The following is a 14,713-nucleotide window of genomic DNA, read 5'->3' as shown; positions in this document are numbered from 1 at the left end:
TCAGGTGATCGGGGGTACGGCGGGTGGGGCGGCGCCGGGCTCCGGGGGAGTGGCCGCGGAGCCCGGCGCTCGTTCCGGGACGGGACCCGTCAGCTCTGGTTGAGCGTGTCGGCCAGGTCCTTGTTGGCCTTGGCCACCGCCGTGTCCAGCGGCGTCCCGTTCATGATCTCCTTGAGCATGGTGGGGATGATCTTCTTGTTCTGGTCCGCCTCGGTCCAGTTCGGCGTCTTGGGCGCGCCCTTGACGTTGCCCATCTGCACCGCCGCCGGGCCCTGGATCGGGTCGTCGGCGTACCCGCCGGTCCGCAGCAGGTCGTTGAACTGCGGGAAGAACTTCAGCCCGTCCGCGAACGCCTTGGCGTTCTTCTTGCTCGTCACCGAGGTCAGGTAGTCGAAGGCGACGGCGGCGTTCTTGGTGTCCTTCCAGACCGCCAGGTGCGAGCCGCCCGCGAACGCCGGGCCGACCTGCCCGGTCGGGGTCGGGATCGTGAACGCGCCCATCTGCGGGGTGTACCTCTTGTTGATCTCCTCGATCTGCGGCAGCGTCCAGGCGCCGTCGATGTACATCGCGAGCTTGCCGTTGGCGAAGTCGCGCTGCGGGCCCGCCAGCTCGTTCACGCCGATGTACTTCTTGGGCGCGACGCCGTCCTTGACCAGGCCGGTGTAGAACGCGATGGCCTGCTTGGACTGCGGGGTGTCCAGCTTGGCGACCCACTTGCCGCCCTCCTGCGCGGCGATGTCGCCCCCGGCGCCCCACAGGAAGCTGGCGAAGCCGTTGGTGAAGTCGCTGGGCGCGGCGATCCCGCTGACCTTGCCGCCCTCCCCGTCCTGCACCTTCCTGGCCGCGGCCTTCAGCTCGTCCCAGGTCTTGGGCGGCGTCACCTTGTGCTTGGCGAACAGGTCCTTGCGGTACCACACCACCCGGACGCCCGCGTACCACGGCACCGCGTAGGTCTTCCCGTCGACCTGTCCCAGCTCCAGGGAACCGGAGACCACGTCCTTGCCCTCGTCCCAGCCCTTGAACCGCTCGGTGATGTCGGCGAGGGCGTCCTGCGCGGCCCAGGTGACCGCCTGGTCGTTGCCGATCTCCACGACGTCGGGGCCCTGCCCGGTGTTGAGCGCGTCCTGGAGCTTCTTGGTCGCGTCCGGCCAGGGCACGTACACGACCTGGACGTCGGTCTTGGGGTGCTTCTTCTGGAAGTCCGCCTTCGCCTGCGCCAGGACCTTGTCCTGCGGCGCGTTGGCGGAGCCCATGAACCATGCGGTGATCTTGGCCGGGTCCGCGCCCGTGGACTTGCCGTCGTCATCGCCGCCGCCTCCGCAGGCGGCGAGGCCGATCGCCAGGGCGGCCCCGAGGGCCGCAAATCTCACGATCTTCAAGGGGGTTCTCCTTTTCCGGCACGGTTCCGGGTGCGCGGTCACCCCCAGGGACGTGCGAGGTCGGGGACGGGACAGTTTAGGGTCCAACCATGGGCTGGCCCGATCGCTCCGTCTCTTCGTCCTCGCGCCGTCCCCGGGAGCCCGGCCCGCGGTCCGGTGCGACGCTCGCGTCCCTGCCGTGCGCCTGGGCGGTAGGACACTTGCCGTAAACTAACAAGAAACTTTCCTAAATAAAATGATTCCGCCGACGGCCGTTAGCGGATTGAGACTTTGAAGGAACGCGAGCATGGCCCAACGTCCAGGAACACCCAGGCTGCTGCGCGAGCTGAACGACCGCGCGGCGCTTGACCTGCTGGTCGAGCAGGGCCCGCTCACCCGGGCGCAGATCGGGGAGCTGACCGGCCTGTCCAAGGTCACCGCGTCCCAGCTGCTGTCCAGGCTCGAGGAGCGCGGGCTGGTGGAGATCGCCGGCGAGCAGGCGGGCGGCCGGGGTCCCAACGCCGCCCTGTACGGGGTCGTCCCGTCCAGCGCCTACGTCGCCGGGCTGGAGGTCGGCCCCGACGGCGTCGTCTGCGGCGTCGCCGACATCACCGGCAGCATCATCGCCCAGGTCACCGTGGACCCCAACGGCGCGGGCGACCCGGTCAAGCTCGTCCACAACGCCGTCGTGAAGGCGTGCCGCTCGGCCAGGGTCGCGCTGGGACGGCTGAACGCCTTCGTGATCGGCAGCCCCGGCGTGGTGGACCCGCGCACCGGGGACGTCAAGTTCGCCTTCGACCTGCCCGCCTGGCACGAGGGCGTGCTCGCCGCCCTGCGCACCGACCTGCGCCGGCCCGTCACGATCGAGAACGACGCCAACCTCGCCGCCGTCGCCGAGCGCGCCTACGGGGCCGCCCGCGGCGTCGACGACTTCGCGCTGATGTGGCTCGACCGCGGTCTCGGCCTGTCGATCATGCTCGGCGGGCGGCTGCACCGCGGGCGTTCCGGCGGCGCCGGCGAGATCGGCTACCTGCCCGTGCCCGGCGCCCCGCTGCCGCGCGGCATCGGCCGCCCCAAGGAGGGCGAGGAAGGCGTCACCGAGTCCAGCACCTGGGGGATCCTGGCGCTGGCGGGCGGTTACGGCTCGCTGGTCGGCGCCGACGCGGTACGCGAGCTCGCCCACGCGCACGGGGTGCACGAGCCCACCGCCATCGAATGCGTCCGCGCCGCCGCGGCCGACGAAGAACGCGGCGGGGCCTTCCTGGACGAGCTCGCCAACCGCATCTCCTACGGAGTGACCTCGGTGAACATCGTCCTGGACCCCGGACTGGTCGTCCTGTCGGGCCAGCTCGGCAGGGCCGGCGGCCGCCCGCTGGCCGGGCGCATCGAGCGCGCCGTGGGCCTGGCCAGCCCGACCCGTCCCGAGGTCGTGGTGACCGAGGTGGAGGGCAACCCGGTGCTCCGGGGCGCGCTGCACGCGGCCCTGATCCAGGCCCGTGACGAGGTCTTCTCGACCCGCTGAGACGCCCCGGAACGGCCCGTGCCGCCCCCGCGGCACGGGCCGGTGCCGTCGTCGGCGGTCAGGTGGTCGAGGCGGTCGCACGCGCGGGGGCGTGCGACGCGGCGTGAGCGCCCGCGGACCTCCGCGCCGTGTGGACGCGGCGCGGGTCACGCAGTGCACGGTCGATGACCGTCTGGTTGATGACCTGACGCTTGCGCCGCTGGGCGGCGGCCCAACGTGTGGTCGGTGTCATGGTGATTTCCCCGTTCCGCGGTGGCACCATCGCCACCGCAACCCCATAGGGCCTGATCATCTCAGTATTGAGTACGTAGAGGATCCGTCCCAGGGATGAATTCACACTCGGACCATTTGCCGAGGAGATCCCGCGAGGTGCCAGGATGGACCCCGTCCGCACCCGCGGGAACGGTGGAACCGTTGATCGGCGGTGATGCGTTGAGCGAGGACAAGGCGGCTTTCAGGGGAGACTCGCGTGGCCTTACGTGACCGGATGCGCCGGCTGCTCCAGCGTCCAGGAAGCGTGGACCTGGCGCCGTACGCGGCGGTGGCCGCGGAGGCGGGCGAGCGTGAGGAGCGCATGCGCGGCCTCACCGACGCGGAACTGGCCCAGGCGGCGCGCGACGGACGGGACGACCCCGCGGAACTGTGCGCGGCGGCACGGGAGGCGGCGCGGCGCGCCCTGGGCGAACGCCCCTACGACGTCCAGTTGCAGGGGACCCTCGCGCTGCTGGCCGGGCAGGTCGCGGAGATGGCGACCGGTGAGGGCAAGACCCTGTCCGGGGCCTTGGCCGCCGCCGGATACGCGCTGCGCGGCAAGCGCGTCCACGTCCTGTCGGTCAACGACTACCTCGCGCGGCGGGACGCCGAGTGGATGGGGCCGTTCTACGCCCTGATGGGCGTCAGCGTGGGATGGGTCGTCCAGGAGTCCACGCCCGACGAGCGGCGCGCCGCCTACGGCGCCGACGTCACCTATGCGCCCGTCAGCGAGGTCGGGTTCGACCTGCTGCGCGACCGGCTCGCCACCTCCCCCGACGACGGGGTGCTGCCCGAGCCGGGCGTCGCGCTGATCGACGAGGCCGACTCGGTGCTGGTGGACGAGGCGATGGTGCCGCTGGTGCTGGCCGGCGCCGACGACGACGCCGGCTCGGGCCCCGGATACGCCGAGCTGGTCAGGCGGCTACGTCCCGGGCTGCACTACACCACCGACGACGAGGCCCGGAACGTCCAGCTCACCCAGGCGGGCGCGCGCGAGGTGGAGCGGGCGCTCGGCGGCATCGACCTGTACGCGCCCGAACGCCTGGACACCCTCACCGCCGTGAACGTGGCCCTGCACGCCGAGACGCTGCTGCGCCGCGACGTCGACTACATCGTCCGGGACGGCGCGGTGAAACTGATCAACGCCTCGCGCGGGCGGGTCGCGCTGCTCCAGCGCTGGCCGGACGGGCTCCAGGCGGCGGTGGAGGCCAAGGAGGCGCTGGAGGCGTCGCCGTCAGGGGAGATCCTCGACTCGATCACCGTCCAGGAGCTGATCGGCCGGTACCCGGTGCGGTGCGGGATGACCGGCACCGCGCTCGGCGTGGCCGGCCAGCTCCGCGAGTTCTACGGCCTGGAGATCGCCGTGATCCCGCCGAACCGCCCCTGCGTGCGGGTGGACGAGCCGGACCGGCTGTACGCGACCGCCGTCGACAAGGACGTCGCGATCGTCGAGGAGATCGTGGCCGCGCACGCCACCGGGCGTCCCGTCCTGGTCGGGACCCTCGACGTGGCCGAATCCGAACGGCTGGCGCAGCGGCTGCGGCGCGCCGGGGTGGACTGCGTCGTGCTCAACGCCAAGAACGACGCCGAAGAGGCGGCGATCATCGCGCGGGCCGGCGAGCGCGGCGCGGTCACCGTCTCCACGCAGATGGCCGGGCGCGGCACCGACATCCGCCTCGGCGAAGGCGTCACCGAGGGGCTGCTCGTCATCGGGACGGGACGGCACCACAGCCGCCGGCTGGACGACCAGTTGCGCGGACGCGCCGGCAGGCAGGGGGACCCCGGCCGGTCGGTGTTCTTCGCCAGCCTGGAGGACGAGCTCGTCACCCGGTACGCGCCCGACGAGAAGGCGCGCGGCGCGTCCCCGGACGACGAGGGCCGGATCGACGGCAAGGGGGCGCACTGGATCGTCGGCCACGCCCAGCGCGTCGCCGAGGGCGTGGACCTGGAGATCCACCGCAACACCTGGCGTTACCACCACCTCATCAACCTGCAGCGCCGCGACCTGCTCGCCGCCCGCGACCGCGTCCTGACCGGCGACGACGCGGACACCCTGATGGCCGAGCGGCACCCGTCCCACCATGCCGAGCTGGTCGCTGCGGTGGGGGAGCGGGCCGTCGCCGACGCCGCCCGGCGCCTCCTGCTCTTCCACATGGACCGCTGCTGGGCCGAACACCTCGCCTACCTGGCCGACCTCAGGGAAGGCATCCACCTGCGTTCCCTGGGACGGGGCTTGGACCCGCTCATCGAGTTCAACAGCGAGGCCGTACCGGCGGGCAAGAGGCTCCTCCCCGATGCGCGCGACCGGGCCGCGGAAGCGTTCGCCGCGCTCACCGTGGACGGTGACGGCCTCGACCTGGCCGCCGCAGGGGTCAAGCGTCCGTCGTCCACCTGGACGTACGTGGTGAGCGACAACCCGTTCGGGAGCCTGGACCAGCGAGCGCTCAGAGGGCTCATCTCCATGGTCCGCAGCCGACGCCGATAACGGTCGCCGACGGCCCTCCCGGCACCCTCCGAACCTCCTTATGATCACGACGTGACCACTACGGCGGCGCTGCGTGCCGGAGACCCCTCCGCCATAGGTTCGTTTCGTCTGCTGGGGCTGCTCGGGGAGGGCGGCCAGGGCGCGGTCTTCCTCGGCGAGGCCCCCGACGGGCAGCGCGTGGCGGTCAAGGTCCTGCACGCGCGGCTCACCGGGGACGAGCGGGCCCGCCGCCTCTTCCTCCGCGAGAGCGCCGTCGCGCGCAGCGTCGAGCCGTACTGCACGGCCCGCGTGCTGGCCGCCGACGTCGACGGCGACCGCCCGTACATCGTCAGCGAGTACGTCGAGGGCGAGTCGCTGAGCGACCTGGTCCGCCGCGCCGGGCCGCGCGACGCCGGCGGCCTGGAACGGCTCGCGATCGGCACCGCCGCCGCGCTGCGCGGCATCCACCGCGCCGGGATCGTGCACCGCGACTTCAAGCCGTCCAACGTGCTGCTGTCCCCGGACGGCCCGCGCGTCATCGACTTCGGCATCGCGCGGGCCGTCACCTCGGCCACCACGATGACCAGCGGCATCGTCGGCACCCCCGCCTACATGTCGCCCGAACAGGTGTCGGGCGGCGACATCGGCCCGCCGTCGGACGTGTTCTCCTGGGCCGTCACGATGACGTTCGCGGCGACCGGCAGCCCGATCTTCGGCACCGACGGCATCCCGGCCGTCCTGCACCGCGTCCTCAACGTCGACCCCGACCTCTCGGCCCTGCCCCCGGCGATGAGCGGCCTGCTCGCCGCCTGCCTGCGAAAGAACCCCGCCGACCGCCCCACGATGGCGGAAATCCTCCGGCAACTCCTAGGCGACGAGCCCCCGGCCCCGCCCTTCCCGCCACCCGTCCCGCGGACGACCCCGACGGCCCTGCCACCGGCCCCCGTCCCGGCGCCACGAACCGCGAGCACGACCGGCGTCCCGGGAAGCCCGAAACCGGCCTCCGTCGGCCGCTTCGCCGCCGCCACCCTGCTCCAGGTGGTGGTCGCCGCCGCGACCGGCGTCTACGTCGCGCTGACCCAGGACGACCTGCGACAGGTCGCCATCGTCGAGGGGCTCTTCCTGCTCGTCTGCCTCCCGCTCGCGGTCCTCGTCCACGTCCTTCCGCGGCGGGGTGAGCGATGATCCTGCCGCTGGCCGTCCTCCTCCTCATCGCGCTCCTGGCCATGGTGATCGCGGGATACGCACTCGCCGTGCAGAGCAGACGCAGCGCGTCGTTCGTGGCGCGACACCCCCTCTTCCCGGGGCTGATACTGCCGTCGCTCCTGGTGCTGCTACCGGCCGTCGTCCTGTTGGCACTGGGAATGACGGTAGAGGCCGCCCTCTGCACCATGGTCTACGTCAACGCCGTCCTGACCTTCGCCATCGTGATAGGGAGACGCCGAACCCACTAACCGCCCAAAGAAAACCCGGCAGCAGACCCACCCCGGCTCAGGCGAGCGCCGCAAAGGGGCGTACAGCGAGACAGCCGCCACCCCCGACCGAACCCGAAGCAACCCCCAGACGGGTCAGACACGCAGACCCAGGCGCCGAAGCGCGTCGTGGAATCCGGCCGCTTCCAAGGCGGCCAATGTCAGCGGCCATCTGGAGGTGGGTCCACGCCGGTTCGGGCGGGTGCCGGTGAAGGGGTGCTTTGCGGCGGGATGGACGCCCAACCTTGGCCGAACCCCGAGGCAACCCTCGCGATGCGTCAGGCGTGTAGGCACAGGTTGCGGGTGTGGGGAGACTGGCCGCTTTGAGCGCGGCGGCCAATGTGAGCGGAATCCGGGGGTTGGGTCCACGGTCGGGCGGTCATTCTCGGCTGGGCCGGGAGGTATGCCCTGGGTGGGTCAGGCGCGTAGGCGTAGGCCGCGGGGGGTGGGGTGGAAGCCGGCGGCTTCCAGGGCGGCGGCCAAGGGGGAGTTGACGATGGCTTCGCCGTCGGCGCGTTCGACGGTGAGGCGGCCCAGGGCGCCCTCGCGGACGGCCAGGGCGAGGGCGTCCACGGCGGGTTGGAGGGAGTCGTGGTCGTCGTGCCAGGTCAGCAGAGTGCGGCCGCCGCGTTCCACGTAGAGGACGAGTTCGCCTTCGACCAGTACCACCAGGGCGCCGGCCTTGCGGCCGGGTTTGTGGCCGCTGGCGACCTCGTCGTCCCGGGTGGGCCAGGGCAGTGCGGCGCCGTACGGGTTGGCCGGGTCGGCGGCGGCCAGGACGAGGGCGCGGCGTTCGGCGTGCCCTCCCCCCGGGGCCGTCTCCCACGGGTCGGCGGGCGGGGGCGCCGGGCGCAGGGCGCGCAGCCGATCGACGGCGCCGGGCATGGCGAACTGGGCGGCGCCCAGGCCCTCGACGAAGTAGCCGCGCCTGCAACGGCCGCTCTCCTCGAAGGCGCGCAGGACGGGATAGACGGCCGCGAAGCCGCCGGGCGTGCGTTCGGCGGCCACCGCGCCCCGGATGACGATGCCGTAGCGGTCGAGCAGCGACTCCGCCAGCGCGTGCGAACGGAGCGTCGCGCGGCTCTCCCGCTCGGGAAGCAGCCACCAGCGTCCCGCCACCGTGGGCGGCCCCGTGCGGGACGGGAGGACGGGACGGCCACGGCGGGTCGTCCTCGACCGGTGGGACGGGCGGCCCGAGCCGAGCGCGGACCGCAGGGGGGCCAGGGTGTCGTTGGTGAGATGGCCGGCCCAGACCAGGTCCCACACGGCGGTGACCAGGTCCTGGTCGTCGACGGGTCCGGTCTCGCCGGAGGCGACGCGGTCGGAGAGCGTGCGGAAGAACAGCGCGCCGCCGTCCGACAGGGCGTCGAGCACAGCGTGGTGCACGGGGGTCAGGGTGATCTCGGCGGGCTCCGGCATGAGCAGGTGCGCCGACTCGGCCAGGTAGAGGGAGACCCAGCCGTCCCCTCCCGGCAGACCGCCCTGGCCGGCCCAGACGACCTCTCCGGCGGACGTGAGCTCGTCCAGCATGGCGGGCGAGTACCCGGGGACGCGGGACGGCAGCACCAGCGACTCCAGAGCCGACGCGGGCACCGCGCAGCCTTGCAACTGCTCGATGGCCTGGACGAGGGCGTCGATGCCGCGCAGCCGCGAACCGCCCGTGATGCCGTGCCATGCGGGCAGGAACCGGCCGAGCGCTTCGGGTGGGGCGGGCTCCACCTCCGCGCGCAGCCGTGCCAGCGAACGGCGCCGCAGTGTACGCAGCACGCCGGTGTCGCACCATTCGCTGGTCAGCGGGCCGGAGACGGCTTCGACAGGAAGGAACTCCCCTTCCACGACGCGTCCCGCGCCCGCGAGGCGCCGCAGGGTCTCGGCCACCACGGCGGGGCCCAGGCCGAAGCGCGCGGCCACGTCCCCCACGCGGAACGGGCCGTGCGTACGGGCGTACCGCGAGACGAGGTCGCCCAGCGGATCGTCGACAGGCTCAAGGAACGCCTCGGGGATCCCCACGGGAAGGGGCGCGCCCAGCGCGTCACGCAGGCGCCCAGCGTCCTCGATCGCCGCCCAATGCTCCTTGCCCGCGATCCGTACGCGGACGGCCCGCCGTGTCGCCTCAAGGTCCACCAGCCACAGCCCGACGGCCCGTTCTCCTGCGGTCAGGTCCGGCTCGACCCCTTCCGGAGTGGGTACGGCCGTGCGTTCGACCACCTCGGCCGTGGTGAGCGGCCCCAGCGTGCGCAGCAGATCGGCCACGCCCTCAAGGCCGTGGGCGCGGCGGTCTTCGGCGAGGCGTTGCAGCTCGCGTTCGGTGTCGGCCACCACCTCGGGATCGAGGAGCTCCCTCAGGTCGGCCTGGCCCAGCAGCTCGGCGAGCAGCGCGGAGTCAAGGGCGAGGGCCTGGGCGCGGCGCTCGGCCAAGGGCGAGTCGCCCTCGTACATGAACGCGCCCACGTAGTGGAACAGCAGGGAGCGCGCATAGGGCGACGGCTCGTTCGTCTCCACCTCGACCATGCGCACCTTGCGTCCGGACAGGTCGCGCATCAACTGGACCAGGCCGGGGACGTCGAACACGTCCTGGAGGCATTCGCGCATCGTCTCCAGGACGATCGGGAACGACGGGTACTTGCTCGCCACCGCCAGCAGTTGCGCCGCCCGCTGGCGCTGCTGCCACAGGGGCATGCGCTTGTCGGGACGGCGCCGCGGGAGCAGCAGGGAACGCGCCGCGCACTCGCGGAACCGGGCCGCGAACAGCGCCGAGCCGCCCAGCTCGTCGACGACGATGCGTTCGATGTCGTCGGGATCGAAGACGGCCAGCTCCAGATTGGGCGGCTCGTCCATGTCGGGGAGGCGGATGACGATGCCGTCGTCGGCGTGCATCGCCTGGGCGTCCACCCCGTACCGTTCGCGCAGGCGCCCCGCGATGGCCAGCGCCCAGGGGGCGTGCAGGCGCGCGCCCAGGGGCGAGTGGACGACCACCCGCCAGTCGCCCAGCTCGTCGCGGAACCGTTCGACCACGAGCGTGCGGTCGTCCGGGACATGGCCCGTCGCCTCGCGCTGCTCGCCGATGTAGGAGACGAGGTTGGCGGAGGCCCACTCGTCCAGGCCGAAGGACGCGACCCGTTCACGCGCGGCGCCCTCGGGCAACGCGGCCAGCTCGCGGGTGAACGCGCCCAGCGCGCGCCCCAGCTCGGCCGGGCGTCCCAGGGTGTCGCCATGCCAGAACGGCAGCTTGCCCGGCTGCCCCGGCGCGGGGGACACCAGCACGCGGTCAGGGGTGATGTCCTCGATGCGCCAAGAGCTGGCCCCCAGGACGAAGACGTCACCGACGCGCGACTCGTACACCATCTCCTCGTCCAGCTCGCCCACCCGCGACGCCTTCTCACCGACGAGGAACACCCCGAACAGGCCACGGTCGGGGATGGTGCCGCCACTGGTGACCGCGAGCCGTTGCGCCCCGGGACGATCGCGCAGCACGCCGGTCACGCGGTCCCACACGAGGCGGGGACGCAACTCCCCGAACTCGTCGCTGGGGTAGCGGCCCGCGAGCATGTCCAGGGTCGCCTCCAGCGCCGAACGCGGGAGCGTGGCGTAAGGGGCCGCCCGCTTGACCACGGACTCCAGCTCGTCGACCGTCCACTCGTCCATCGCCACCATCGCGACGATCTGCTGGGCGAGGACGTCGAGCGGGTTGCGGGGGTAGCGCGTCTCCTCGATCAGGCCGCCGCGCATCCGCTCCGCCACCACCGCGGTCTGGATGAGGTCGCCCCGGTACTTGGGGAAGATGACGCCCTTGGACACCGCGCCCACCTGATGGCCCGCGCGCCCCACCCGCTGCAGGCCGTTGGCGACCGACGGCGGCGACTCCACCTGGACGACCAGGTCCACCGCGCCCATGTCGATGCCCAGCTCCAGGCTGGACGTGGCCACCACCGCGGGGAGGCGGCCCTGCTTGAGGGCGTCCTCGATGCCGGCGCGCTCTTCCTTGGAGACCGAGCCGTGATGGGCACGCGCTATCTCGACCGGAGCGCCCCTGGACGCGCCGGCCTGCGCCATCGTCTCCGCAGGGGCATGGTTCTCGGGCAGCGCTCCCGTGGTGCGTTCGTACGCGAGCTCGTTGAGCCGCCCGCACAGCCGTTCGGCCAGGCGGCGGGAATTGGCGAAGACCAGCGTGGACCGGTGCCGCCCGATCAGGTCGAGCAGGCGGTCCTCGACGTGCGGCCAGATGCTGCGCTGCCGGGGGTCGGCCGCCCCGGAGTCGTCGGTGTACCGGGCGATCTCCCCGAGATCCTCGACGGGTACGACGATGTCGAGGTCGAACACCTTGTCCGACGGCGGCTGCACCACCGTGGCGGGACGGGTGCCGCCGAGGAACGCGGCGATCTCGTCCACCGGGCGCACCGTCGCCGACAGGCCGATCCGCTGCGCGGGACGCTCCAGCAGCGCGTCCAGCCGTTCCAGGCTGAGCGCCAGGTGCGCGCCGCGCTTGGTGCCCGCCACCGCGTGCACCTCGTCCACGATCACCGTCCGCACACCGCGCAGCGACTCGCGGGCCTGCGAGGTGAGGATCAGGAACAGCGACTCGGGGGTGGTGATCAGGATGTCCGGCGGCCGGGTGGCCAGCCGCCGCCGCTCGTCGGCGGGCGTGTCGCCGGAGCGGATCCCGACCCGCACGTCCGGCTCGGCGAGGCCGAGCCTGCGGGCGGCCTGGCGGATGCCGGTGAGCGGGGCCCGCAGGTTGCGCTCGACGTCCACGGCCAGGGCCTTGAGCGGCGAGACGTACAGGACGCGGCAGCGCCGCCTGGGATCGGCCTCGTCGGCGGGCTCCGCCTCAGGGTCCTGCTGCGAGGCGGTGAGGCGGTCGAGCGACCACAGGAACGCGGCCAGCGTCTTGCCGGAGCCGGTCGGCGCGACGACCAGGGTGTTGTCGCCGCTGGAGATCGACTCCCACGCTCCCGCCTGCGCCGGGGTGGGCGCCGCGAACGCCCCCCTGAACCACTCCCGGGTGGCGGGGGAGAAGCGTTCGAGCACGTCACCGCTCATGTCCCCATCCTGCATCCCGCCACCGACAAAACGCGCCGGGGTGGCGCTCGTCACATCGTGATCGAGCGCTTCCGGACCGGGTCGCGGTGGCCTCGGATAGCGTGGACGGGTGCGGTTGACAGAGTTCTGGGAACGGATGAACGAGCAGTTCGGGGAGGGCTACGCCGAGAGCGTCGCCAAGGACCACGTCCTGGCCGAACTGGGCGGCCGCACCATCGAGCAGGCCCTCGCGGACGGCGAGCCGGCCAAGAAGGTCTGGAAGGCGGTCGTCGACACCTTCGACGTCCCCCAGCGCCTCCACTGAACGACCGTCCAGGCGAGCATCCCCCGCCCCCCTGGGCGGGACGGGGGGCGTGCCGGCGGGCGCCTTCAGCCAGACCCGCTTGAGCAGACCCGCTTGAGCGGACCGCCTCAGTAGACCGCGACGGCCGTGACGAAGCCGATCATCAGGTTGGCGACGCCCAGCAGGATCGCGGCGGGCTCCAGCTTGTCCTCGGAGTCGTCGGCCAGGTGCCTGATGCTGATACCCACCACCTTGTCGAAGACCAGGGTGGCGATGGTCATCGCCACGATGCCCACGAGGCCGAACACCAGCGTCCTGGTCAGGCCCTCCATCAGATCGCCGCCCGAAGCGAAGATCGAGACGGCCACGATCAGGCCCACCCCGACGGTGGACGCGCACGCCAGCAGCGTCGCGTTCGGGTTGCGGTGGGTACGGATGACCGTGATCAGCCGTCCCGGGGTGGCCAGGTCGGTCATGTAGAAGCCGACCACGAACAGCACCAGGCCGACCAAGGCGTAGGCGAGGATCGCGCCCGTCCCGTCCAGCAGGATCTGGGCGAGGCTGTCGTCGTTCATTGATCTCCTTAGCGGGAGGCGCGTCCTCTAGGGGTCAGGGGTTCGCCGGACGCGTCACTAGGGGGTTGACAGGGGAATGCGGTGCGGGACGAATGACGACGTGTCATCGGTGATGAGACCCGAGGTCTCACGGATGCCGAGCCCCGCGGACTCGTCGTGGACCACCCAGGCCCCCAGCACCGGGTGTTCACCATCGAAGTCGGGCAGCGGGCAGAACTCCTGGAAGACGAAGCCCTCGCTCCCATAACCGCCCTCGGTGCGCTGCTCGTCGCCGTCAGGGGTGACGATGCGCATGCTCGCGCCCTCCCGTCCCAGCAACGGCTTCTGCACGTACGAGGTCAGGTCGGACGGCGTGTTGAGATAGGTGGGAAGCAGATTGGGGTGCCCCGGAAACAGCTCCCACAGCAGGACCAGCAGCGCCTTGTTGGACAGGATCATCTTCCAGATCGGCTCGATCCACCGGGTGGGAGTGCCCGGGATGTTCTTGCCGAACGGCTCGTTGACGATCCATTCCCAGGGGTAGAGCTTGCACAGCGTGCGGATCTCGTCTTCCTTGAGGTCCACGAAACGCCCGCGCCGCGAATCCCAGCCGATGTCCTCCATGGCGATGGCGATCCCGGGCAGGCCCGCCTCCTCGGCGGTCTCCTGCATGTACGCGATCGTCATGACCTCTTCGCCGGTCTCGTCGCCGTGCGTCCACGCGAAATGGGCCGGGCCTTTGTCGAGGCGCTGCGCGGCGATCTCCTTCCACCGGTCGACCAGGCGCTCATGGATGGAGTTCCACTGGTCGTCTCCGGGAAAGACCTCCTGCAGCCAGTACCACTGGACGATCGCGCTCTCCACCAGGGCGGTGGGGGTGTCGGCGTTGTACTCCAGCAGCTTGGCCGGGCCCGTGCCGTCGTAGCGCAGGTCGAAACGCCCGTACAGATGCGGGTCGCGGCGCCGCCACGACTCCTCGATGAGGGGCGCCACCCAGTCGGGAATGCCCAGCACGTGGTAACGGCCGGTGCTCACGACATGCTCGACGACGTCCAGGCACATGCGGTGCAGTTCTTCGACGACCTCTTCGAGCGCCAGCACCTCGTCCATCTCGAACACGTAGTGCACCGACTCGTCCCAATAGGGGCGGGTCAGGTGCTCGGGGTGCGCGTCGCGGTGGAAGGCCAGGCCGTGCATCTCCACCTTTTGCGGCCAGTCAGGACGCGGTGCGGAACGTTCTCGCCGCACGGCTCAGCTCCCGCTTCTGCCGCTGCCGCCGAACCCGCCGCGGCTCAGCGTCCTCCCGCTGGACGACTTGATCTTGCCCTTGCTCGGCCCGAAGCGGCTGCCACCGCTGACGTAGCCGTCGGAGTCGCGCTTGCCGCCGTAGTACCAGAAGTACCGTCCATAGGACACGGTGCCTCGTTCGATGTCTCGCGAGTCGCAGAACACATCGGAGACGACCTTGTAACCGCCCGCGGTCCTGCCTACCGCCGGCGCGTACCGGTCGACGCACCACGCCGTGGTGGTCTTGGAACCGCATGCGGCCACCGTCAGCGACAGGGCGCTGACCATCCCGATCTTCACAGCCCGCGAGCTGAGCCGGCGCTTGTCCTGCTGAGGGGGCAAGGGGAACACGTCCTTTTGTGCAACGAGGCCACTGGCAGCCGATCGCCCCTGGGCGGCGCCGCGCGCTCACGGAATGAGAACGGTCGGTTGCGAAGCCATAGCTTAGAGGTGGTCGATCCTCGGACGGAAGGGACCAAGA

Annotated in this window: 11 protein-coding genes; 5 read left to right on the top strand and 6 right to left on the bottom strand. The window is 71.7% G+C overall.

What is annotated here, in order from left to right; all coding sequences use genetic code 11:
* Positions 1 to 89 precede the first annotated feature (89 nt).
* Positions 90 to 1,370, bottom strand: coding sequence for an extracellular solute-binding protein (locus QSK21_RS09085; protein WP_285695095.1), 1,281 nt, complete (start codon positions 1,368 to 1,370; stop codon positions 90 to 92).
* Positions 1,371 to 1,665: 295 nt separating this feature from the next.
* Between QSK21_RS09085 and QSK21_RS09080 the strand changes: the two genes are divergently transcribed.
* A complete protein-coding gene (locus tag QSK21_RS09080; RefSeq protein WP_285694944.1) occupies positions 1,666 to 2,880 on the top strand; it encodes an ROK family transcriptional regulator in 1,215 nt (404 codons plus the stop codon).
* 58 nt (positions 2,881 to 2,938) lie between these two features.
* Here QSK21_RS09080 and QSK21_RS09075 read toward each other — a convergent pair whose 3' ends face one another.
* Positions 2,939 to 3,112: a hypothetical protein gene (locus QSK21_RS09075; protein WP_285694943.1), complete on the bottom strand. Its 174-nt coding sequence runs from the start codon at positions 3,110 to 3,112 to the stop codon at positions 2,939 to 2,941.
* Between the two features lie 255 nt (positions 3,113 to 3,367).
* On the opposite strand from QSK21_RS09075, the gene secA2 reads away from it, so the two are divergent.
* Genes secA2 through QSK21_RS09060 form a run of 3 tightly spaced genes read left to right on the top strand, consistent with a single transcriptional unit; the run spans position 3,368 to position 7,050 of the window.
* A complete protein-coding gene (gene secA2 / locus QSK21_RS09070; RefSeq protein ID WP_285695094.1) occupies positions 3,368 to 5,617 on the top strand; it encodes an accessory Sec system translocase SecA2 in 2,250 nt (749 codons plus the stop codon).
* Positions 5,618 to 5,668: 51 nt separating this feature from the next.
* A complete protein-coding gene (locus tag QSK21_RS09065) occupies positions 5,669 to 6,781 on the top strand; it encodes a serine/threonine-protein kinase (protein ID WP_285694942.1) in 1,113 nt (370 codons plus the stop codon).
* Positions 6,778 to 7,050, top strand: a complete 273-nt coding sequence (locus QSK21_RS09060) for a hypothetical protein (protein WP_285694941.1) — start codon at positions 6,778 to 6,780, stop codon at positions 7,048 to 7,050. The genes QSK21_RS09065 and QSK21_RS09060 overlap by 4 nt, the downstream gene beginning before the upstream one ends.
* A 435-nt stretch (positions 7,051 to 7,485) precedes the next feature.
* Here QSK21_RS09060 and QSK21_RS09055 read toward each other — a convergent pair whose 3' ends face one another.
* A complete protein-coding gene (locus QSK21_RS09055) occupies positions 7,486 to 12,108 on the bottom strand; it encodes an ATP-dependent helicase (protein ID WP_285694940.1) in 4,623 nt (1,540 codons plus the stop codon).
* 109 nt (positions 12,109 to 12,217) lie between these two features.
* Between QSK21_RS09055 and QSK21_RS09050 the strand changes: the two genes are divergently transcribed.
* Complete coding sequence (locus tag QSK21_RS09050) at positions 12,218 to 12,412, top strand: DUF3046 domain-containing protein (RefSeq protein ID WP_285694939.1); 195 nt, start codon at positions 12,218 to 12,220, stop codon at positions 12,410 to 12,412.
* A gap of 107 nt (positions 12,413 to 12,519) precedes the next feature.
* Here the strand turns inward: QSK21_RS09050 and QSK21_RS09045 are convergent, their stop codons facing one another.
* Genes QSK21_RS09045 through QSK21_RS09035 form a run of 3 tightly spaced genes read right to left on the bottom strand, consistent with a single transcriptional unit; the run spans position 12,520 to position 14,574 of the window.
* Positions 12,520 to 12,966 (bottom strand): DUF350 domain-containing protein, encoded by a 447-nt coding sequence (locus QSK21_RS09045; protein ID WP_285694937.1) that lies wholly within the window; start codon positions 12,964 to 12,966, stop codon positions 12,520 to 12,522.
* Between the two features lie 57 nt (positions 12,967 to 13,023).
* On the bottom strand, positions 13,024 to 14,193 hold the full coding sequence (locus QSK21_RS09040; RefSeq protein WP_285694936.1) for a glutathionylspermidine synthase family protein: 1,170 nt from the start codon (positions 14,191 to 14,193) through the stop codon (positions 13,024 to 13,026).
* A 3-nt stretch (positions 14,194 to 14,196) separates the two neighbouring features.
* Complete coding sequence (locus tag QSK21_RS09035) at positions 14,197 to 14,574, bottom strand: hypothetical protein (protein WP_285694935.1); 378 nt, start codon at positions 14,572 to 14,574, stop codon at positions 14,197 to 14,199.
* Positions 14,575 to 14,713 lie beyond the last annotated feature (139 nt).

Source organism: Actinomadura sp. NBRC 104412 (assembly GCF_030269515.1).
Taxonomy (GTDB): Bacteria; Actinomycetota; Actinomycetes; order Streptosporangiales; family Streptosporangiaceae; genus Spirillospora.
Note: the sequence above shows the minus strand (reverse complement) of the source record. Positions and strands in the feature narration are given on the sequence as shown.